Origin of the sequence: Phyllobacterium ifriqiyense (assembly GCF_030817885.1) — a bacterium.
In the GTDB taxonomy this organism is placed as follows: Bacteria; Pseudomonadota; Alphaproteobacteria; order Rhizobiales; family Rhizobiaceae; genus Phyllobacterium; species Phyllobacterium ifriqiyense.
In genome coordinates this window covers 2,020,117-2,041,572 of record NZ_JAUSZT010000003.1, presented here as the reverse complement: position 1 = coordinate 2,041,572, position 21,456 = coordinate 2,020,117, and the positions used below count along the sequence as shown (strand labels likewise).

At 54.2% G+C, this 21,456-nt stretch carries 15 protein-coding genes, 1 tRNA gene, 1 pseudogene and 1 riboswitch; of the genes and pseudogenes, 6 read left to right on the top strand and 11 right to left on the bottom strand.

The window, feature by feature from the left end; translation table 11 throughout:
* Window positions 1-128 precede the first annotated feature (128 nt).
* The 3 genes from QFZ34_RS17510 to QFZ34_RS17500 all read right to left on the bottom strand — a co-directional run bounded on the left by QFZ34_RS17510 (window position 129) and on the right by QFZ34_RS17500 (window position 6,939).
* On the bottom strand, window positions 129-1,007 hold the full coding sequence (locus QFZ34_RS17510) for a transglutaminase family protein (protein WP_115052019.1): 879 nt from the start codon (window positions 1,005-1,007) through the stop codon (window positions 129-131).
* Between the two features lie 15 nt (window positions 1,008-1,022).
* The gene (locus tag QFZ34_RS17505; RefSeq protein WP_115052205.1) at window positions 1,023-3,437 is read right to left on the bottom strand and encodes a circularly permuted type 2 ATP-grasp protein; all 2,415 of its coding nucleotides are present in this window, start codon (window positions 3,435-3,437) and stop codon (window positions 1,023-1,025) included.
* A gap of 166 nt (window positions 3,438-3,603) precedes the next feature.
* The gene (locus tag QFZ34_RS17500) at window positions 3,604-6,939 is read right to left on the bottom strand and encodes a transglutaminase family protein (RefSeq protein ID WP_307283471.1); all 3,336 of its coding nucleotides are present in this window, start codon (window positions 6,937-6,939) and stop codon (window positions 3,604-3,606) included.
* A 541-nt stretch (window positions 6,940-7,480) separates the two neighbouring features.
* Window positions 7,481-7,694: riboswitch (cobalamin riboswitch) on the top strand.
* 270 nt (window positions 7,695-7,964) lie between these two features.
* Here QFZ34_RS17500 and QFZ34_RS17495 point away from each other — a divergent pair.
* The 3 genes from QFZ34_RS17495 to QFZ34_RS17485 are packed head-to-tail and all read left to right on the top strand — an operon-like array spanning window position 7,965 to window position 10,732.
* Window positions 7,965-8,771, top strand: coding sequence for an ABC transporter ATP-binding protein (locus QFZ34_RS17495; protein ID WP_307283467.1), 807 nt, complete (start codon window positions 7,965-7,967; stop codon window positions 8,769-8,771).
* Window positions 8,771-9,718, top strand: coding sequence for an ABC transporter substrate-binding protein (locus QFZ34_RS17490; protein WP_307283463.1), 948 nt, complete (start codon window positions 8,771-8,773; stop codon window positions 9,716-9,718). Before QFZ34_RS17495 ends, QFZ34_RS17490 begins: the two co-directional genes overlap by 1 nt.
* Window positions 9,719-10,732 (top strand): FecCD family ABC transporter permease, encoded by a 1,014-nt coding sequence (locus QFZ34_RS17485; RefSeq protein WP_307283457.1) that lies wholly within the window; start codon window positions 9,719-9,721, stop codon window positions 10,730-10,732.
* Window positions 10,733-10,863: 131 nt separating this feature from the next.
* On the opposite strand, the gene cysQ is transcribed toward QFZ34_RS17485, so the two are convergent.
* From cysQ to cysD, 3 genes are read right to left on the bottom strand one after another with little or no spacing between them, the layout of a single operon-like run.
* On the bottom strand, window positions 10,864-11,682 hold the full coding sequence (gene cysQ / locus QFZ34_RS17480; protein WP_307283453.1) for a 3'(2'),5'-bisphosphate nucleotidase CysQ: 819 nt from the start codon (window positions 11,680-11,682) through the stop codon (window positions 10,864-10,866).
* A gap of 12 nt (window positions 11,683-11,694) precedes the next feature.
* Window positions 11,695-13,644 carry a sulfate adenylyltransferase subunit CysN gene (gene cysN / locus QFZ34_RS17475; protein WP_307283450.1) on the bottom strand — a complete coding sequence of 650 codons (1,950 nt, stop codon included), beginning with the start codon at window positions 13,642-13,644 and terminating at the stop codon, window positions 11,695-11,697.
* Entirely contained in the window at window positions 13,644-14,549 is a 906-nt protein-coding gene (cysD, locus tag QFZ34_RS17470; protein ID WP_115052206.1) for a sulfate adenylyltransferase subunit CysD, read from the bottom strand. Before cysD ends, cysN begins: the two co-directional genes overlap by 1 nt.
* 348 nt (window positions 14,550-14,897) lie before the next feature.
* Here cysD and QFZ34_RS17465 point away from each other — a divergent pair, with 348 nt between their 5' ends.
* Window positions 14,898-15,695 (top strand): glycosyltransferase family 32 protein, encoded by a 798-nt coding sequence (locus QFZ34_RS17465; protein WP_307283445.1) that lies wholly within the window; start codon window positions 14,898-14,900, stop codon window positions 15,693-15,695.
* A gap of 37 nt (window positions 15,696-15,732) precedes the next feature.
* Here the strand turns inward: QFZ34_RS17465 and QFZ34_RS17460 are convergent.
* Both QFZ34_RS17460 and QFZ34_RS17455 read right to left on the bottom strand, forming a co-directional pair.
* Window positions 15,733-15,858: pseudogene (locus tag QFZ34_RS17460) on the bottom strand (helix-turn-helix domain-containing protein); the annotation flags it as partial.
* 91 nt (window positions 15,859-15,949) lie between these two features.
* A tRNA-Gln gene (locus QFZ34_RS17455) sits at window positions 15,950-16,024 on the bottom strand.
* Window positions 16,025-16,190: 166 nt separating this feature from the next.
* Here QFZ34_RS17455 and QFZ34_RS17450 point away from each other — a divergent pair.
* On the top strand, window positions 16,191-17,186 hold the full coding sequence (locus QFZ34_RS17450) for an MraY family glycosyltransferase (RefSeq protein WP_307283442.1): 996 nt from the start codon (window positions 16,191-16,193) through the stop codon (window positions 17,184-17,186).
* A 12-nt stretch (window positions 17,187-17,198) separates the two neighbouring features.
* Here the strand turns inward: QFZ34_RS17450 and QFZ34_RS17445 are convergent, their stop codons facing one another.
* On the bottom strand, window positions 17,199-19,034 hold the full coding sequence (locus QFZ34_RS17445; RefSeq protein WP_307286440.1) for a polysaccharide biosynthesis protein: 1,836 nt from the start codon (window positions 19,032-19,034) through the stop codon (window positions 17,199-17,201).
* Between the two features lie 175 nt (window positions 19,035-19,209).
* Here QFZ34_RS17445 and QFZ34_RS17440 point away from each other — a divergent pair, with 175 nt between their 5' ends.
* A complete protein-coding gene (locus tag QFZ34_RS17440; RefSeq protein ID WP_307283439.1) occupies window positions 19,210-20,394 on the top strand; it encodes a DUF2793 domain-containing protein in 1,185 nt (394 codons plus the stop codon).
* A gap of 165 nt (window positions 20,395-20,559) precedes the next feature.
* Here the strand turns inward: QFZ34_RS17440 and uraH are convergent, their stop codons facing one another.
* Window positions 20,560-20,916, bottom strand: coding sequence for a hydroxyisourate hydrolase (gene uraH, locus QFZ34_RS17435; RefSeq protein ID WP_307283436.1), 357 nt, complete (start codon window positions 20,914-20,916; stop codon window positions 20,560-20,562).
* A gap of 13 nt (window positions 20,917-20,929) precedes the next feature.
* Window positions 20,930-21,448 carry a 2-oxo-4-hydroxy-4-carboxy-5-ureidoimidazoline decarboxylase gene (gene uraD, locus QFZ34_RS17430; protein ID WP_162802431.1) on the bottom strand — a complete coding sequence of 173 codons (519 nt, stop codon included), beginning with the start codon at window positions 21,446-21,448 and terminating at the stop codon, window positions 20,930-20,932.
* Window positions 21,449-21,456: the final 8 nt, after the last annotated feature.

Genomic DNA, 21,456 nt, shown 5'->3' with positions numbered 1-21,456 from the left:
AATATGAACCATATTCCGCAGACTACCGAAACCCAAGAAAAACCATTCCAATAATCTTGTCACGGATGCAAATCTGTTGTGAAAACCAGAGTTATAATGTTTTCGCAAAAACATTATAACTCGCTTGGCTATTCCAGCGGGATGACATCCACCGATTGTTTGCCCTCTTGTGAGCCGCTTGTCTTCAAAACACCGACAATGGGCGAAACATCGGCATAGTCACGGCCGCAGCCGATCGTAATATGATCATTGCTGGCAGCCATATTGTTGGTCGGATCAAATTCCAGCCAGCCCGCTTCCCGTCCACACCAGGCACGTACCCATGCATGCATGGCGTCAGCGCCTTCAAGCCGTTCCTTGCCCGGCGCCGGTATGGTTCGCAGGAAGCCGCTGACATAGCCAGCCGGAATGCCCAACCCTCGCAAGCCCGCGATCATCACATGGCTGAAATCCTGGCATACACCAGCCTTGAGATCGAAGGCCTGACGAGCATTCGTGCGCACATCCGTGGCTGCGCCATCATATTTGAAATCCGCGTGGATTCGGCGGTTCAAATCGCTCACCGCTTCCGTAACGGTTCGGGTACTGGTGAGGCTCAACGCAGCATAGGCAGTAATATCCGGATCAATGGCCGCATATTTGCTTGAAGCGAGAAAATGATGCGGCGCGTCGGCCGCTATCGACCACACACTGCGAATTTCTTTCCTCAGCCCTGCAATATCGGGTGAAACATCAAGCATGACCGGAGGGCGCATGACATTGACGCGCGCGGTCATGTTTACGTCAAGCGTCTCGTGCGGATTGCGATAAACGATGGACGTAACCGAATTGGAGAAGAAATCGATGAACTCCGAGCGCTCTGCCGATACGGGATCGAATGACAGACTGGATGCAATAACACGCTGAACACCCGGCAATGTCTGCGGCATGACCCGCACATGATGCCGCCCGGCAGCCGCTGACCGCGCATAATCATAATGGAGATGAAGGCGGATATTATACAGCATCAGTTCTGGACTCGCTCACGCAAAATATGTCTCGGAAATTGCATCGGCCAAAGCACCAATATCATAGGCGACCTTGTGAAGTGTTTCCGGCGTCAATTCATGCGGTTCTGAAATGGCCAGTTGCGTGTGCAATCGCAACACATCCTTGGAGAACATTTGCATGCCCGCCGGTTTATTCCGGCCCATCTCACGCGTTGGCAGCAAGCTGAATTCCGTTTTCAGCGCGTCAAGCTGAAAGATGATCGAACGCGGATTGAGCGGGTCCAGCGCCAGAAGATCCAGAATGCTGATCCGCCCGGAATAAACACTATACTGCCGGCGATGCGTCATCACGCTATCACCAATCTCCAACAGCATTTCCAGCGAGCCTTCCGCTGCATCATGCCGGGCAAGGCGGGCAAGCATGCTCGCCATCTGGATGCCCCGCTCAATTCTGCGGCCTATTTCGAGAAAGCGCCAGCCGGTAAACCGGTACATGTTTTCGTGGACGAGACCGGAAAATCCGGCAAGCTTGCGCAGGATAATCGTCATGGCGCGGGTGGTGTCATCGCCGGGTGACACCACATCGGAAAAGCGGTGCACGGTCTTTGACAGATCGTGCAGCGCCAGCCAGCCATCGGGAGAAAACCGGTCGCGAATGCGTCCAGCCGAAAGCATCGCGCCGTCGATTGATCGTTGCAAGCCCTTAGGAACTGCCTGATCCAAATCAACGCCAAGTGGTTTGAGGTAGGCGCGCATTTCGGTCAGAAGCGGCAATTCCTGATTGGGTGCCTCGGCAAAGCGCGCATGACAGGCGCGCAATATGCGTGCTGTCCCTTCGGCGCGCTCAATATAACGGCCCATCCATAGCAGGTTTTCAGCAGCACGCGCAGGAAGGGTTCCCGGCACATTGCGCTGGAAAACATCATCTTCGCGGGGAAGCAGCGTGTCCTTTGCAACCGGTCCCTTGCTGGTGATCCAGACATCCGCCGCCTGCCCGCCGCGTTGCATGGCAATTGCCGCCGTGTCGAGCGTAAAGCCGACGCGCGCAAAACCACCCGGCATAAAGCTCCAGCCGTCCTTGTGACGCGCCGCAAAGACACGCAGCACAAAGGGTCTGGGTTCCAGCTTGCCATCGACATAGACGGGGGTCGTCGAAAGCTTGACAGCTTCCTGACCGACCAGCCCGCGCCCGTCATTCTGCAATCGGGCAAGCAGTTCGCTGCGTGCTTCAGGATCAAGATTTGATCCCAGCACAGTTGCCTGCTCGTCCTCAAATGGCAAACGTGTTGAAAGAGCCGGTCCCACCATCATCTGGTCAAACCGGTCCATGACATGCTTGCGCTCTTTTTCCTGCCCGCACCACCACGTCGCTATGCTTGGCAGCGCCAGATCCCGCTCATGCAGGGCTTTTGAAATGGCTGGTAGGAAAGCCAGCAAGGCGCGGGTTTCAAGAATGCCCGAACCAATCGCATTGACCAGCGAGACAGAGCGTCTGCGCAAGGCACCCACCATGCCCGGCGTACCGATCCACGAATCTGATTTTAGCTCGAGCGGGTCCATATAGGCACCATCCATTCGGCGCCAAAGCACATCAACCGGCTTCAGTCCTGAAACGGTACGCACCATCACCCTGCCCTTGGCAACCGTCAGGTCGTCGCCTTCAAGCAGCATGAAGCCAAGATAGCGGGCGATATAGGCGTGCTCGAAATATGTTTCATTGTTGGGACCGGGCGTCAGGATCGCGGCACGGGCCTGCGGATCGGTGACCAGCGACTGCATCGAGTCACGGAAATCCTTGAAGAAGCCCGCCAGCCGGTGCACATTCATTGAGGCGGAAATATCGGACAGAGCGCGGGTGGTTGCCACACGATTTTCCAGCGCAAATCCTGCGCCCGACGGTGCCTGTGTCCGGTCGCCCAGCACCCACCATTGGCCATTTGGAGCGCGACCCAGTTCAAAAGCACAAAAATGCAGGAAGCGTCCGCTTGCCGGTTTTATACCGGCCACCGGGTGCAGAAATTCCGGGTTCGATGCAATCAGGTCAGGCGGCAGCACGCCATCGCGTACAAGCTTTCCTTCGCCATAAATATCGGAAACGATATCTTCAAGCAGATCGGCGCGCTGGGTCAAACCAGCGGTAATCGTATCCCAATCTTCCTGATTGATAAGCAGGGGAATATGGGCAAGCGGCCATTGGCGTTCCTGCGTTCCCGTCTCGTCATAGATGCGGTAGAATACGCCAGCATCCAGCAGATATTGATTGGCGCGCGCAAAACGTGTTGCCAATTTTTCCGGGCCGATTTCATCCAGCGCATGCAGCAGCGTTTCCCAGCCGGGCCGAACGGCACCCGCAGGATCAATCATTTCGTCGGCAATTCCCGGCAAGGGCTTGTAGCCCGCCAGCAGGCTGGGAATTACGGGTGCCTTGGTTTTATTCACTTGCGACATCATCAATCTATAGGGTGTTTCATATCCGCTGCATACTTATTGTGCGTGGTTCGACAAGCTCACCATGAGGAAGGTTGAGGATTGCATTGAGTAGTTCTACGATCTCACAGCTACCTATGAGGCCAAACCACCTTACTCATGGTGAGCTTGTCGAACCACGCACAACTCAACCACGCGGCCTTCTTAAATCCAGCGTCATCGGGAATTCCGGCGATGCCTGTTCTTTTCGCAGCTCATAGGCTCCAGCCGTGTGGCCGCGGGGCTCAAACCGCGCGAGCCTGCGCGCCTCCGCTTCATTGGAGTTAATCGGGAATGTGTCGTAGCTGCGTCCGCCCGGATGGGCGACATGATAGGTGCAGCCTGCGATAGCCCGTCCCGACCATTGATCGTAAATATCAAACACCAGCGGGGTATTGACCGGGATCATCGGATGCAGGCCAGAGCGCGGCTGCCAAGCCTTGTAGCGAACGCCTGCAACAGCAACACCATTGGTCTCAGTCATTTTCAGCGGCACTTCGCGGCCATTGCAGGCAACGCTGTAACGCGCGGCATTATAGCCTTCGACCCTCACCTGCAAACGCTCGACAGAGCTGTCAACAAAACGCACCGTGCCACCAATAGCGCCCTGTTCGCCCATCACATGCCAAGGCTCAAGCGCTTGCCGCAATTCCAGTCTGACGCCTTCATTGACGATTTCACCGCAGAAGGGAAAGCGGAACTCCAATTGCGCCTCAAACCATTCCGGCCGGAAATCAAATCCGTTCTGACGCAGGTCGGCCAGCACATCGAGAAAGTCCGCCCAGACGAAAGCCGGCAGCATGAAGCGGTCATGCAATGTCGTACCCCAACGCACGAAGCTGCCTTCGATCGGGTTGTTCCAGAAGCGGGCAATCAATGCCCGAACCAGCAATTGTTGTGCGAGACTCATGCGGGCATTGGGCGGCATTTCGAAACCGCGAAATTCGACGAGGCCAAGCCGCCCGGTTGGACCATCTGGCGAGAAAAGCTTGTCGATGCAAATTTCCGAACGATGCGTATTGCCTGTCACATCCACTAAAAGGTTGCGGAACAGCCTGTCCACCAGCCAAGGCAAAGGCGGCGTACCACGACCTGGCAGAGGCACCTGCGCCATGGCGATTTCCAGTTCGTAAAGACTGTCGTGCCGCGCCTCATCGAAACGCGGCGCCTGACTGGTCGGGCCAACGAACATGCCTGAAAACAGATAGGACAAGGATGGATGTCTCTGCCAATGCAAAACCAGACTTTTCAGAAGGTCCGGACGGCGCAAAAACGGGCTGTCATTGGGTGTTTCGCCGCCAACCACCACATGATTGCCGCCGCCAGTGCCCGTATGCCGCCCGTCAATCATGAATTTATCAGCGCCAAGCCTTGTCTGGCGAGCTTCCTCATAAATCGTCTCGGTTGTTGCCACGCATTCGCGCCAGTTCGAAGCCGGATGGATATTTACTTCAATCACGCCAGGGTCGGGAGCAACGCGTATCACGCTGATGCGCGGGTCCTGCGGTGGTCCGTAACCTTCGATATGAACCGGCAAGCCGAGTTTGGCGGCAGCAGCTTCCGCCGCCCCGACAAGTTCAAGATAGTCCTCAAGCGCCTCAACCGGCGGCATGAACACGCTCAACCGGCCATCGCGCGGTTCAACCGAAATGGCTGTACGCACCGCGCCGCCAATCTCTCCCAGTTCCTGCTCCACACGCTCTTGGGCATTACCTTCGGCGGCGGTGAACGAAGCAACCGCTTGCGGCTCGTCTCTCACATCAATGCCGGTTAATGCCGGCGAATCCGGCAAAGGACCCCGCTCTACGGAAGGGTCAACCGGCACGATGAAGGGAAACTCGGAAGGCGGCACATGTGGCAGAGCGCCCAGCGGCAGGCGGTAACCGACAGGAGAGTCGCCCGGAACCAGAAAGAGCTTGCCGCGCCGCGTAGTCCATTTTTCACTGCGCCAGCGCGGACCTTGCGCAGCCTGGCTGTTCCAGCGCTGTACCGGCAATACAAATCCTGTTGGCTCTGTCAGTCCCCGTTCGAAAACACGCGCCATGCGGCTGCGCTCTTCCGGGTCTTTCAGCATGGAGTTTGAGGGGTCAACATTCTCCGGCAAATTGCCTTCTTTGACGATCCATTCTGCGGGGTCCTCATAGGCGGCGGCAACCATATCGTCTTCAACGCCCAATTCGCCAGCCATCTCCACCAGCAGTTTGCCGGCATCTTCCGGTTTGACATCCGCCTTGCTGTTTTCCGCGGCGATAAGATCAGGATTGACCCAGATGGGCTGGCCGTCTTTTCGCCAATAGAGTGAGAACGTCCAGCGCGGCAGGCTCTCCCCCGGATACCATTTTCCCTGCCCGTAATGCAGAAATCCGCCCGGCGCGAAACGATCACGCAAGCGCCGGATCAGCTTGTCAGCTTTTTCCCGCTTGGTTGGGCCAACGGCATCGGTGTTCCATTCGCCGGATTCAAAATCGTCAATTGAAACGAATGTCGGCTCGCCGCCCATGGTCAGGCGAACATCCCGTTCCTTGAGCAGCGCATCGACTTTGTTGCCAAGCGCATCGAGCGCGTCCCACGATTCATCGGAAAATGGCTTGGTAATGCGTGGATGCTCCGAGACGCGCGTTACCCGCATGTCAAAACCGAATTCGACATTGGCCGGTTCAGCCATGCCTGAAATCGGTGCAGCATTGCGATAATGAGGTGTTGCGGCCAGCGGGACATGACTTTCGCCAGTCAGCAACCCCGATGTCGGATCAAGGCCAATCCAACCGGCACCCGGCAAGTAGACCTCGCACCAGGCATGTAGATCAGTAAAATCCGTCGTTGTCCCGGCAGGCCCATCCAGCGCCACCAGATCGGGCTTTAACTGGATAAGGTAGCCGGAAACAAAACGCGCCGCCAAGCCAAGATGACGCAAGGTCTGGACGAGAAACCAGCTGGTATCACGGCACGAACCTGTACGGACATTCAACGTGGTTTCCGGCTCTTGGACACCGGTTTCCATGCGGATAACATAACCAATCTCGCGCTGGATGCGTGCATTAAGGTCCACGACGAAATTGACTGTATTGGTGCTTGAGCGATCAATCGTTGCCAGAAAATCCGACAGAAGCGGCCCAATCGGCTCCGGCTTCATATATATGGAAAGATCGTCGCGTATATCTTCAGGGTAAGCGAAGGGCCAGATTTCTCCGGCAGGTTCGACGAAGAAATCAAACGGATTATAGACGGTCATATCGGCAATGAGATCGACTTCGATCTTGAGCTCCGTGACGGGCTCAGGAAAGACAAAACGGGCCAGAAAATTACCGTAAGGGTCCTGCTGCAAATTGACGAAATGGTTGGACGGACTGACCTTCAACGAGTGACTCAGCACTTTGGTTCTCGAGTGCGGAGCTGGTTGAAGGCGGATGATCTGCGGCCCGAGCATGATGGGGCGATCATATTTATAGTGAGTCAGGTGATAGACTGCTGCGTGAATTGCCATGTCGCCCCAAAATTCAATAAAACATCGATGTCGCCAAAGGCTACATGCGAAGCCTAGCCTACTCCATCGGCTTGTTCACGCTTAAAAAACTTATTCTGCCATTTATTTTAGCACGTACTGAATCTGCACCTTAAACGGGCTGGCAAAATGGACGACACAACCAAATCCAAGAGAGGGGTAACATAATTTGCATTAGGCTTGCTGCGTGGTTCGACGGGGCTCACCATGAGGGAGGTTATTATTTGCAGGAAGTTACTTCCTGCAAGGTTATCGACCAATGTGCAATCAAACCACATTCCTCATGGTGAGCCCCGTCGAACCACGCAGAAACTCAATGCCAACAAAGGGTAGCTGCTGATTATCACCCTGGAATTGAAAAAGACCCGGACGAGCTGGACACTCACTATCCGGATCTCCATTCATTAAACCAGAAAACGGGAGGTGGGCGAAAGCCTCCCTCTCACTCCTGAGGGAAACATAGCATCTTCTATTTTTTCCAAGTGCTATCTCTTTTACCCCATTTCATTTTCACTTCGGTTCAACTACTAATCATCGTGATGGTTTCTCCGGCTAGACAATGCTGGAGATGAAAAGGGAACACGGTGAGGCGTACCCAAAAGGGACCGAAACCGTGGCTGCCCCCGCAACTGTAAGCGGTGAGCGACGCCTGATGATGCCACTGATCGCAAGATCGGGAAGGTAAGGCTTTGCCAAGACCCGTGAGCCAGGAGACCTGCCATCATAATTGAAATTCGAACCGGACGGGGTGTGCCGGGAGCGATGCGATGACCTCTGTCCGCATTAGCGGCACCCGAATGCTTTGAATAGCTTCCGGTTCATCGTCTGCGTTCTCTGTCCTCCCCTTGAAAGTTGGCAGGTATGAACGTTTCGCGCATCGTCACTTCGACCCAGCATCATATTATCTACCCTCTCAAACAATCGGCATTGACGATTGTTATAACATTACGTTATCTCCTACCCATGTCGAAATCCTCAGAATATTTCCACGGCATGGGAGCGCGCCCGTGAGCCATATACAGCTTGATGCAACAGCCGTGAGCTATAAAACCGGAACCCATATTTTGGTTGATGCTGCGTCGGTCGGCATAAGATGTGGCGCAAGGCTCGCTATTATCGGGCCGAATGGCGCTGGAAAATCCACCTTGCTGCGCATGCTGGCCGGGCTGCTGCCACCGACGTCCGGCGGAATAAGCTTCAACGGCAAAATTATCGGTACAATGTCGCCGCTTGAGCGGGCCCGGCAATTTGCCTTTGTCGGCCAGGCCGATGCCCCCGATCAACAGCTTCTTGTCGAGGATTATGTATCTCTTGGCCGCATTCCCCATCTGGGCGTCTTCACACGCACGATCGACCGGGAAATCGTCGAAGATTCCATGGAGCGAGCGCGGATCAGCCATTTCCGCCGTCGTGCATTGGGTTCATTGTCAGGCGGCGAACGGCAGCGCATGCAATTGGCGCGCGCCCTCGCCCAGCAACCGGCCATCCTGTTTCTTGATGAACCGACCAATCACCTCGATCCAAAGGCGCGCAGCGAACTGCTCCTGCTGGTTGCCGGACTTAATGTCACGACCATTGCCGTTCTGCATGATTTGCCGCTTGTTGCGCCCTTTGCAACCCATGTAGCAGTCATGCACAGCGCTCAGCTTGTAGCGTCAGGCACGCCCGACGAAACGCTGACCCCGCGCATTGTCAGCGATGTATTTGACCTTGATGTGCTGCGCCTCAGGCACCCATCCCGCCAGCGCGACCTTATGGTGTTTGAAGCACCCGAACCGATCCATGACGCCCATTCTCATTCACGGAGCATTTGATGAAAAAATCCCTTTTTGCCCTCGCATTTACTCTTCTGTCTGCGCCTGCCTTTGCTTTCCCTGTAACCGTCGATAGTTGCGGCAAACCTTTGACCTTCGACGCCGCTCCCAAACGTGTCGTCGTCAACGATATCAACATGAGCGAAATGGCTTTCGCGCTTGGCCTGCAATCTTCAATGGTTGGCGTGACCGGAATCACCGGCTGGTACAAGCTCGATGATGCCTTCATCAAGCAGCAGGGTTCCATTCCGGAACTTGCACCAAAAAATCCGACACTCGAGAATATTATCGCCGTGCAGCCTGATTTCTTCTTTGCCGGATGGAATTACGGCATGCGCATCGGCGGCGAAGTTACCCCCGATACACTTGCGCCCTATGGAATCAAAACCCTCGAACTGACCGAGAGCTGCGTCCATCTCGATAAAAACCGCCCTGCCGCTTCCATGGAACTTCTCTATGGCGACATCGAAAAGCTGGGCAAAATTTTCGGCAAGGAAGCAGAAGCTGAAAAACTGATTTCCGGCTGGAAGACCCAATTGGCACAGATCAAAAAGAAGGTCGGCACCAACAGCGGTACCCGCGTGTTCCTTTATGATTCCGGTGAAGACAAACCATTCACCGCTGGAAAGTTCGCCATCCCTTCAGCGATGATCAGCGAAGCTGGCGGCGTCAACATCATGGATGACCTGGAATCCAGCTGGGCCACCACCTCTTGGGAAACTGTTGCATCGCGCAATCCGCAGTTTCTCGTACTCCTCGATTATCAGGATGATGTTGGATATAAGAAGCTTCTCGATTTCCTGAAGAGCCATCCGGCCATGAAGGAAACCGATGCAGTAAAGAATGAGCGCTTTGTCGCCCTTCGTTATGCGGAACTTACGCCGGGTCCTGCGAATATCGAAGCCATCGAAAAGATTGCCAAGGCAATGCATCCGGAAGCATTCTGAGTGCATTTTCCGGCGGGAACAAAACTGACTTTAGCGGTAAGCACGGTGCTGGTCATCGTGCTTGGGCTCCTTTCCATTGCCTATGGCTCAACATTTATCGCGCTTGGCGACGTGTTGAATGCCTTGGCGCATTTTGCAGGGCTCAGCGATCTGGCCACGACTGTGCCCATAGAAAGAATTATTGTCGACCTTCGTTTGCCCCGCGCCATCCTCGGCCTGTGCGTCGGTGCTGGCCTTGGCATCATTGGCGCAATGTTGCAGACCGTTACCCGCAACGATCTCGCCGACCCCTTCCTGTTTGGTCTTTCCTCGGGGGCTGCTGCTGGCGCGGTATCGGTTATAAGTCTTTTCGGCGATCGCTTCGGCGTATGGACCCTGCCCATTGCTGCGTTCAGCGGTGGCATGCTCGCAGCTATTATCGTTCTGCTGCTGGTGCGCCGCGTACAAGGTCAAGGTCCCGAGCGCATGATCCTTGCTGGCCTTGCCGTATCCTTCATCTTCACGGCGCTTGCCAATTATATGGTGTTTTCCGGCGATCAACGCGCCGCCCATTCGGTATTGTTCTGGACGCTTGGAGGACTGGGAATTGCGCGTTGGGATAATCTGCCGCTGGCATTGATTGGCCTCGCCTCGATCCTCGTCTTCGCGCTTTATAACCACCGCAACCTTGATGCGTTTTTGGCGGGCGAAAACACCGCGGAAAGCCTCGGCGTCAGGGTCAATCGAACTCGGAATATCGTGTTTATTGTTTGTGCCTTTTCAACCGCGATCTTTGTTTCAGTATCGGGCGTTATCGGCTTTGTCGGGTTGATGATTCCCCATATTGCGCGGCGTTTTTCCGGCCAGCTCCATGCCGGACTGATTGTAACTTGCGCGCTTTTCGGAAGCATACTGCTCCTTTCAAGCGACCTCGTCGCAAGACTGCTGCTCGCGCCGCAGGAATTGCCGATTGGCGTCGTCACCAGCTCCATCGGTGCGTTCTTCGTCGTCACCTTGCTGCTGCGCAAAGGATGAGATGATAATTTATTGCCGACCAAAGCCAAATGGCATTTGTTAAGGCATATGCCTGTGCGAGAGGCACTATTCTCGTGACAAACAATCTAAAGGATTTCAGCCGGGTTCCAGGTCTTAAAGCTGAAAACTGGCTATAGTCTGCCCCGAGCGACGAATCCGGGATTGGCAAAATCAGCATCATCCGCCTGATTGCGGCGACCATAGCTCAGCAACTTGCCATCCAGCGTGAGCGTCGTTCCACCAGCGGCGCGAAGCACTGCATCCCCGGCAGCCGTATCCCATTCCATCGTCCGGCTCAGGCGTGGATAAATATCCGCCTCGCCCCGTGCCAACAGGCCGAATTTGATCGACGATCCAACAGAAATACATTCTTCAATATCAAAATCTTCCAGATGCGCATCGGTTTCCGGCGTACGATGAGAGCGGCTGGCGACGGCGATCATCTGCTGCGGTGCCTTGCGGCAGGAAATTTGCCGTGCCGAAACAATGCTGCCCCCATGATCCAGCGTTATTTCCCTCGCGCCATCCGGGCCACCTGTAAACAGCCAGCCACGAACCGGAGCATAGACAACGCCCAAGACCGGAATACCATATTCGATAAGAGCAATATTGACTGTGAAGTCGCCATTGCGATTAACAAACTCGCGCGTTCCGTCCAGCGGATCGACGAGATAAAACCGGTCGCCGAGATCCCCCGGCACATGTCCGCCGGAAATTTCCTCTTCCGCAACAATGGGTATATGCGGCGTTGCCCGGCGCAATGCTTCCAGGATAATTGCTTCAGCCGCATGATCCGCAGCAGTGACTGGCGACTTATCGTCCTTAAGCGCGACGTCGCAACCTTCTTCGTAGATGCGCAGGATTTCGAGGCCGGCTGCAATCGCGGTTTTCTCGAATATGGATAGCAACGATGCGTAGTCGATCGTTGTAGGTACTGGATTTACTGTCACGTTCAGCCCTGCCTAGATCGACCACGAACTATGATCGAAATTGAAGATGATTCCGCGATCAGTGAGCAGCTTTTCCACTTCCGAGGCAAGCTCTTCGGTTTTCCGTCCCACGGTTTTCAGATGAAGCTCCGGATTCTCCGGCACTTCATAAGGCGAATCCACACCAGTGAAATTCTTGATTTCACCGCGCAGGGCCTTCGCATAAAGACCCTTTGGATCTCGCCGCGCGCATTCCTCAAACGGCGTATCAACGTAAACTTCCATGAACTCGCCATCGCCAAGCAATTCGCGGACCATGCGCCGCTCGGCGACGAATGGCGAGATGAACGAGACCAGCACGATCAAACCCGCATCAACCATCAGCTTGGCAACTTCACCAACGCGGCGGATATTCTCCACGCGATCTTCTTCGGTAAATCCGAGGTCACGGTTAAGACCGTGGCGGACATTGTCACCGTCAAGAATATAGGTGTGCTTGCCAAGTGCAGCCAGACGCTTTTCGACAAGGTTGGCGACTGTCGATTTTCCAGAGCCCGACAGGCCGGTAAACCAGACGACCGCAGGTTTTTGATCCTTCTGGTTTGCGCGCGATGCCTTGTCGACATCAAGTGCCTGCCAATGGACATTGGAGGCGCGGCGCAGGGCAAAATCGATCATACCCGCACCGACCGTCGCATTGGTCAGCCGGTCTATCAGAATAAAGGAACCGGTCGAGCGGTTGGATTTATATCCATCGAAAGCAATCGCCTCCTGCGTCGAAATATTGACGACACCAACCTCGTTCAGATCAAGCGATTTGGCCGCTTCCTGCGCGAAACTATTGATATCGACTCGATATTTCAGATCAGTGATGGTTGCCGTTACCTGATCGGTCTCGGTACGCAAAATGTAAGAGCGTCCGGGGATCAATGGCGCTTCGGAAAACCAGACGAGATGCGCGGCAAACTGATCGGCCACTTCGGGGCGATTATCCGGCGAGACCAGCATATTGCCACGGGAAACCTCGACCTCGTCCTCCAGCACAATGGTGACGGCCTGCCCTTCTCCCGCTTGGTCAAGGTCGCCGTCCCACGTCGCAATTCGTTTCACGCGCGAAACTTTGCCGGATTTGGCCACCACAACCTCATCACCCGGCGAGACTGTGCCGGAAGCTATGGTGCCTGAAAATCCGCGAAAATCGAGGTTGGGGCGATTGACGAACTGAACAGGAAAACGGAACGGACGCGTTGCATCGGCATCATCCAGAGCCACATTTTCCAGATGTTGCAGAAGCGACGGGCCTTCATACCAGCCCAAATTTTCCGATGGGCCGATTACATTATCGCCAAAGCGAGCGGATAGCGGAATTGCCTGTATGGTTTTGAATCCGAGTTCGCTTGCAAACTCCTGATATTGTTTGACAATCGTCTCGAATACGTCCTGCGAATAATCAACCAGATCGATCTTGTTGACCGCAAGCACGATGTTGCGGATACCAAGCAGGGACGCGATGAAACTATGCCGCCTTGTTTGACGCAAAATCCCTTGCCGCGCATCGACCAGCACAATGGCCAGGTCTGCCGTGGAGGCGCCTGTTGCCATATTGCGCGTATATTGTTCATGGCCGGGCGTATCTGCAACGATGAACTTACGCTTTGGCGTCGAGAAGAAGCGATAGGCAACGTCGATTGTGATGCCCTGCTCGCGCTCGGCCTCAAGCCCATCGACAAGGAGAGCAAAGTCGATATCTTCGCCATTGGTGCCATGTTTGCGGCTGTCATTTTGCAGCGCTGCAAGCTGGTCCTCGAAGATCAGCTTGGTGTCGTATAAAAGCCGGCCGATGAGCGTTGACTTGCCGTCATCGACAGAGCCGCAGGTCAGGAACCGCAACAGCGACTTCTTTTCCTGCTCTGCCATGTAAGCGCTGATTTCCTCAGCTGCGGATTGTGCAACCGAAGTTTCGATATGGGCCAGCTTACTCATCAGAAATAGCCCTCACGCTTTTTCTTTTCCATCGAACCGGCCTCGTCCCGGTCAATCATGCGCCCTTGGCGCTCTGACGTCCGCGAGATCAGCATTTCGCTGACAATTTCGGGAAGCGTTGCCGCTTCGGATTCAACTGCGCCCGTCAGCGGGTAACAGCCAAGCGTGCGAAAGCGCACCATTTTCTCCTGCAATACCTCGCCCGGCAAGAGCTGCATGCGCTCATCATCGCGCATGATCAGCATTCCGTCACGCTCGACAACGGGGCGCTTGGCGGCAAAATACAGCGGAACAATCGGGATATTCTCCTGCATGATATATTGCCAGACATCCAGTTCGGTCCAGTTGGAGATAGGAAACACACGGATCGACTCGCCTTTGGCAACGCGCGTATTGTAAATTTTCCACATTTCAGGACGCTGGTTTTTCGGGTCCCAGGAGTGCTGTGCATTGCGAAATGAGAAAATGCGTTCCTTGGCGCGGGCCTTTTCCTCGTCGCGCCGTGCACCGCCAAAGGCTGCGTCAAATCCGTATTTATCGAGAGCCTGACGCAGGGCGACGGTCTTCATGATATGGGTATGCGTGTTTGATCCATGCACGAAAGGACTGATGCCTTGCTCAATGCCTTCCTGATTGCTGTGAACGCGCAGATCAAACCCGAGGCGATCAGCTTCTGAATCACGAAACGCGATCATCTCCTTGAATTTCCACGTACTATCCACATGGAGAAACGGAAAGGGCGGCTTGGCGGGATAAAAGGCCTTCATCGCCAGATGCAGCATAACGGATGAATCTTTGCCGATGGAGTACATCATCACCGGATTGGCAAATGTAGCGGCAACCTCACGAAAAATATGGATCGCTTCGGCTTCAAGACGCTGCAAATGCGTCAAATTCTTGGTCATGAAAGTCATTACCCACTCATGTCGCCAGGCATCATACCTGTAACAAATATCGCCTGATCCCAAACGCAGTTCAACACGTTTGGTCAGCGACCGCAAACATAGTGTAGCGCCCTGCCTTAGGGAAAGGATAGTTTCTCAGGCCAACCCAAATCCGCGCCAATTTGTTGCCTCTATCCGTTGATTATCAGAACATATTTCCACTCTTCCAATTGCGCGCCGTCAGCATGTTTTAAAACAACCCATCCCTAGAAAATAAATCCTTTGGGAATCGATCCGCAATTGCAGAGCGCGTAATTGACGAATGCAGCGCCCCGCCCTAGATGAGCAGATGATAAAGGGGCCGTTCGCATGGATATTTGCACATTCTGGTATGGGCCGCGATTGCGCGAAGTCGATCGTGTCTGCCTCGCTTCGATGGCCATGACCGGTCAACGGGTCAAACTCTATGCTTTCGAAGAGATCGAGAACCTGCCAAAATCCATCGAGTTGCACGATGCTTCCGAGATATTGAGCAAGGACTATTTTTTCCGGCTTGATCCCGACTTTCCCGATATCCCCAAATATACGCGTGTCATAGGCCAGTTCAGCGATCTGTTTCGCGTCACCTTGATGAAAAAACAGCAAGGCCTGTGGCTCGACACCGATATCTATCTGACCAAACAATTCCACCCCTCGCCCGATCGTCCTTATCTTGCCCGCGAAAACTTCACCCGCCTAGGTGTTTCGGCCATGTATCTGCCGCCGGACAATCCGGTTATCAGGGAATTCGACGCCTATCTGGAAAGCACGCGGATCGTACCGCCTTGGCTGGGTTTTCGCCGCCGTGTCCTGCGCCCGGCATGGTTTCGGCTAACCGGCCAAAAGGTTTCGCCAGCAATGGTGGGCATTACTGTTTTCGCCAATGACGGCATTTCCCGGCTGGCTAAGCGCTATGGGTTTTTCAAAGATGGCGCCACAAAAGAAAACTTCTATTATTGGACGGGACGGGATGCGCTACGCATTTACGATCCGGCCTTTGGCCTGGAACCGTTGAAGCATCCCGATTTCATTGGCTTCCATATCCACAAGAAGGGCCCATCAAACGAACCACCGCTCGAAGGCAGTTTCTATCATTGGGCGGTTGAGCGCGTGCAGCACCTTCTATAAGCATGGTTCTGGAGTTCACGAGCCAATTTGCTCCCCCTCAGCTTAAAACTTGCAGGCCATGCTTTTGCACCACCGCCAGCAGTTTCAGGGCCATGCCGCTGGGCCGCTTCGCACCGCTTTCCCACTTTTGGATGGTTGATTCGCTGGTATTCAGATAGCTGGCGACCTCAAATACATAAAATATGCCTGCGATAAAATCTGATCTCGAACTGGAGATCAATCAAAAGGCGCTGCTGAAATTCATAATTATGGTTTGGCTGGGGCGGGAGGGTTCGAACCTCCGAATGACGGTATCAAAAACCGTTGCCTTACCACTTGGCGACGCCCCAACATGTCTGCATCGGATGCGAAATCCTCATGCGACAGCGCGGCTTATAACCGTTGGTTTCAGCTTGTGCAACGTGAATGATCGGCCAGTTTGTCTCATCCCACAATTGTTTCGGCATTATTTTCATGACAAGGGTGCTGTATTGCACATATGACCGGGGATCAGCATTGACCATTATCATAATTCCATTTTTATCCGTCGCCATAGCGAGCGCAATTCTGCTCTGGGCTGCCATGCGGATGCTGCCGTCAAATTTTCTGGGCGCAACAATTACTGATCGATCGAATCACACCCAACCGGCGCGCCAGCTCGGCGGTCTTGCCCTTGTTCCTGGCATACTGGTTTCGCTTTGGGTTTTTGGGGCTGAGGCAGGCCTTCAGTTGCATTTCCTTATATCGGCCAGCCTTGGAGCCACGGTTTTATGGATCGTCGGCTTCCTGGACGACCGTCATCATCTGCCTGAATCCATACGTCTGGCGGCACAATTGATTGCGTCCGTGATTGCTGTTTATGGATTGGGCGATAATTTCCGCCTGCTGCCGGATTTATTGCCGTTTCTGGTGGAGCGGGCCTTGCTGGTCGCGGCTCTGGTCTATTTCATCAACATTACCAATTTTATGGATGGTATAGACCTGATGGTTGTTGCAGGACTTGGCGTCCCGCTAGCCCTGATTGCCGGTTTCTCTTTATTTGGTCTGGTGAACTTCGGAACTGGCAGTCTCGCCATGTCCATCGCGGGTGGATTGGCTGGATTTTTCTTTTTCAATCGCCCGAAAGCAACGATATTTCTGGGCGATTCGGGCAGTCTTCCAATCGGCCTGCTCAGCGGCATCACTTTCTTCATGGTCGCTCGCGAAATGACGATTTGGGCCGGGCTGATATTGCCGCTTTTCTTCATCGCCGATGCAACATCAACCCTGTTTATGCGATTGGCCGCGGGCGAAAATATTCTCAATGCCCACTCAAAGCACGCCTATCAAATTGCCAAACGTTCGGGGTGGTCTGTCTGGCTGATCATTTTGAGCGTGGTGGCGCTCAACTTCATCTTGGCAGCCTGTGCACTATTCACCACGCAGTCAGGCTGGCGCCAAGTGCTTGCCATCATCATAGCGCTTGCTGCCGTGACCCTGCTGCTCAGACGGCTAAGGTCAGGCAAACCGTAATCGAGGCGATCTTCAGGAAGCTGCGATCGTATACAGCAACTTCCTGATGCCCTCCGCATCCTGCTTTTCTATCAGCCTGCGCAACTCATCAATTGAGCCGGGCAGATGATCCAGCCCGTTAACGCGGCGCTGTGCCCGCAAAATTTTTGGGTGACGCGTCGCCGAAACACCTTGCGGATCGTAGAACAGTTCCTCGTGTAGCTTCTCGCCATCGCGAATACCGACGGTGACAATCTCGATATCCCCATCTGGATTATTAGCGTCTTTGACGGACAAGCCTGCAAGAAGAACCATGTTTTCGGCCAGATCGCGGATGCGTACGGCTTCGCCCATTTCAAGCATCAAAATATCGCCGCCGCTCGAGAGAGCACCGGCCTGTATGATGAGTTCCGCAGCTTCGCGCACCGACATGAAATAACGGGTCATATCATCATGAGTCAGCGTGATAGGCCCGCCGCCTGAAATCTGCTCGCGGAACAATGGTACAACCGATCCGCTCGATCCGATGACATTGCCAAAGCGGACGGATGCGAACACCTGGCCGGTATTTTCCGCCTGCGCCTGATTACCGTAATAGCGAACAATCAATTCCGCCCAGCGCTTTGTGGCCCCCATCACGTTGGAGGGCCGCACCGCTTTGTCAGAAGAAATAAGCACGAAATTACGAACACCTGCTTCGCACGAATTTCTGGCCAGAACCTCCGTGCCGATGACGTTGTTGCGTGCACCTTCGACAGTGTTTTCTTCTACAAGCGGCACATGCTTGTAGGCAGCGCAGTGATACACATTTTCTACCCTATGCTCAGCCAGAACCCTGCGGATCAGGATCGCATCGCTGATTGATCCGAGCACCGGTATGACGACGCAATCGCTGATTGCATTCAGCTCGCGCTGCAATTGGTAGATACTGTGTTCATTGACATCGAATATGACAAGTTTCGCGGGTGCAAGCTTCACAATCGTGCGGCAAAGCTCAGAACCGATGGAACCGCCGGCACCCGTGACAAGCACGACACGGCCTTCCACGGTCTTGTCGAGCAGTTCAGGATCAGCGGGAACCGGCGAGCGGCCAAGCAGATCGTCAATATCAATATCGCGCAGATTGCTGACAATATATTTTCCGGCGGTAAGATCGGAAATTGCCGGAAGAATGCGCACTTTCACATCGAGCGCCTTGAGACGGCCGACAAGTCTGCGCCGCTCGATTCCGGTAAGCGCGGAGGTCGTGACGATCATCTCCTTGATGCCGAAATTCTCAACGAGATATTCAATTTTCGCCGGTGGATAAACACGTATTCCGAGGATATCCATGCCCTGCAAGCTTTTATCATCGTCGATGAAACCGGCGACAAATACGTCCTTTTGCGAGCGCAAGGCATTGGCCAATTGCCGCCCTGCATCACCAGCACCAAAGATAACGCATTGGCGTTCCAGAAATTTTTCGCCTAAGGGGCTCCATAGAAGCCATTTGGCGGCAAAACGGCTGCCACAAATGATTGCAACACCCAGAACCCAATAAAGGAAGGGTATGGCACGCGGGACACCTGCGGCACCCGTCATCTGCGTGAGGAATGCCAGACAGACCCAGATGATGACCGAAATGGTCACCGCTTGAATCATCGTCCAGATCGCCTTATCAGGCAAATAGCGGATGACAGCGCGGTACAGGCCGAAGCGGATGAATATGGGCAATGCGATGAGAGGAGCAGAGATCATGAGCATGATCTGTTCGCCGTTTGGCATAAAAACTACACTGAACCTCAGCAAATAGCTAAGCCAAACCGCAAATGTCAGTGCAACCATGTCGAAGATGACAAGCAGGGACTGCTTGTAACGACGCGGCATCATGGAGATGCTTTGCCGGAATGTTTCCAAATCTTTATTCCTCGGTATTCGCAATTGCCAGAGCAGTAGCATAGGCCATTATAATTGCAATCTTTGTGTTAAGTGCCTGCAACTTATCCAACAGCTCTCATTCGGCTTTAGAGTCCTGCACTTTGGTGCATGGAAAAAGGATTACCGAATGGAACAGACGACCAACCTCAAGCTTCCTTATATCGCTCCCTCGCAAGCGCAGAAGCATGTGACTCATAATGAAGCAATAAGAGCACTCGACGCGCTCGTACAGCTATCGGCGATCAACAGGAGCACTTCTTTACCGCCCGAGGAGAACCAGGAGGGCGATCGTTACATTATCAACACGCCTGCAAAAGGCCTCTGGAAACGCCGCGAGGGACAAATTGCAGCTTGGCAGGATGGCGCCTGGGCTTTTTTCTCCGCCTTGGAAGGTTGGAATGTCTGGATTGAAGATGAGAAAAGCTTCGTCGTTTTTCACCAGAAAAAATGGATCAAGAACGAAATCAGCACCAACCCGGTATCCCGTCTCGGGATTGAGGCAACAGCGGATGATACAAACAGGCTGTCAGTTAAAAGCCCTGCCGCGCTGTTCGATCATGCCGGGGCCGGACATCAATTGAAGATCAACAAGGCGGATGACAATCAGACAGCCTCCCTGCTGTTCCAGTCGAACTATCAGGGCCGCGCTGAAATGGGAACCATGTGGGGCCGTGACTTCCGCATCAAGGCCAGCGCCGATGGCTCCAAATGGTTCGATGTGATGGTGGCCGATAGCACCACGGGTCTTGCCTGTTTTCCTGCGGGCATTGTCCATGCAACAACCGGCAAAAAGCAATCCGGAATGACGCTTGTTCCCGCCTGGGCTGGTACGCCCACAATTTTTGAAGCGCCAATGGTCCCGTCCAGCGCAACAATCGCTTCGTTGTCAGCCAATCTTTTAAACCTGAACAAAGGTGGCGCAGCGGCGATTTTTGCAACAAGTATGCGCGGTATATCCATGATTCGCGTCTGGAATATCACCCGCTCCCCCGCACAATCAGCTTGGGCGAAATGGGATACGACCGCCGATCAGTTGCAGGTTTCCAATCCGGAACACATCAAGCAATGGCTCAAGAATGACGTGATTCAGATTACCGATCCGCTCCGGAACGATATTGCCATTGATATCTCTCCGCTCATGCAGAAGGCATTGAGCGCAGTGTTCCCGCAGGATGGCGTCCTGCTCAATGCAGGTTCGACGGGGGATATCACCATCGTCTGCGATGAGTCCTCCCCCGTTTCATCAAGCAATCTGGTTTATTTCAAAGGAGACGAGAAACGCAGTTTCACCGTGACCGGGGTTTATGGATAGGCACCGGTGGTGAGCAGCAACAGCGCTGTGCGTGGTTCGCCCTTCGACAAGCTCAGGAGGGAGAACCACGCACAACGCCTAAAACATCTCAGAACAGACATCTTGCAGCTCACCCACATTCCTCATGGTGAGCTTGTCGAACCACGGCACCATAGCTTTCAACCCCTAACTCCCCCGATAAGTCGAATATGACCACGGCGTCACCAGCAGCGGCACATGATAATTGCCCTGCACATCGGAAATTGCGAAACGTATTGGAATGTCGTCAAGAAATGCAGGTTCGGGCAAAGCTACGTCTTTTCCTTTGAAATAGTCGCCCACATGAAATGTCAGCTCATACTGCCCGGCCACCATGTCCGCCGTCGATAGTAAAGGCGCGTCAGTCCTGCCATCGGCATTGGTCATTGCGGTGGCAAGCAGGTGTCGCCCGCCGGCAGCGTTTATACGATGCAGCGTCAGGCGCACGCCCTCAGCGGGTCGTCCGTCAGCCGTGTTCAGAACATGTGTCGATAGCTTGCCCATCAAGAGCCCCTTCTCATGAAATCAGATCATCAAGACGAAAACGCGCGATCTGCCCGATCTGCCGCAACGCTTCCAGAACCTCCTCGCCCGAATTGTTCTCAAGCCGCTGGCGGAAGGCTGCCATGATGGAATGCTTGTCGTGGCCGCGCACTGCAAGAATGAAGGGAAACCCGAATCTGCTCTGATAGGCATTGTTCAGGGCGTGAAACTCATCGAATTCTTCATCGGTCAACCGGTCAAGACCTGCACCCTTTTGTTCGGATGTTGAACTTGTCGTCAGCCTGCCCTGGCGCGCGGCTTTTCCGGCAAGGTCCGGATGAGCGCGGATCAATCCGAGCTGCGCCATTTGTCCTGCCTTCGCGACAACAGCCAGCATGGCGCCATGCAATTGGTCGACATTTGCAAAGGGGCGCATATCTGCGACCCCTTCCGGCACCCAAGGCGAATGTTCGAAGATGCTGCCCAGCGCCTCAATGAATTTCTGAGTGCTTGCTTCGTTCAGTTCATCAAGCGTCATTGTGATCCAATTCATCTGCTGTT

Coding starts and splice junctions, on each gene's coding strand:
- QFZ34_RS17445 (WP_307286440.1), bottom strand. CDS start 19,034: ATGATGCCGCGTCGTTACAAGCAGTCCCTGCTTGTCATCTTCGACATG.
- uraD (WP_162802431.1), bottom strand. CDS start 21,448: ATGAATTGGATCACAATGACGCTTGATGAACTGAACGAAGCAAGCACT.
- uraH (WP_307283436.1), bottom strand. CDS start 20,916: ATGGGCAAGCTATCGACACATGTTCTGAACACGGCTGACGGACGACCC.
- QFZ34_RS17505 (WP_115052205.1), bottom strand. CDS start 3,437: ATGTCGCAAGTGAATAAAACCAAGGCACCCGTAATTCCCAGCCTGCTG.
- cysN (WP_307283450.1), bottom strand. CDS start 13,644: ATGAGTAAGCTGGCCCATATCGAAACTTCGGTTGCACAATCCGCAGCT.
- QFZ34_RS17465 (WP_307283445.1), top strand. CDS start 14,898: ATGGATATTTGCACATTCTGGTATGGGCCGCGATTGCGCGAAGTCGAT.
- QFZ34_RS17510 (WP_115052019.1), bottom strand. CDS start 1,007: ATGCTGTATAATATCCGCCTTCATCTCCATTATGATTATGCGCGGTCA.
- QFZ34_RS17490 (WP_307283463.1), top strand. CDS start 8,771: ATGAAAAAATCCCTTTTTGCCCTCGCATTTACTCTTCTGTCTGCGCCT.
- cysD (WP_115052206.1), bottom strand. CDS start 14,549: ATGACCAAGAATTTGACGCATTTGCAGCGTCTTGAAGCCGAAGCGATC.
- QFZ34_RS17440 (WP_307283439.1), top strand. CDS start 19,210: ATGGAACAGACGACCAACCTCAAGCTTCCTTATATCGCTCCCTCGCAA.
- QFZ34_RS17500 (WP_307283471.1), bottom strand. CDS start 6,939: ATGGCAATTCACGCAGCAGTCTATCACCTGACTCACTATAAATATGAT.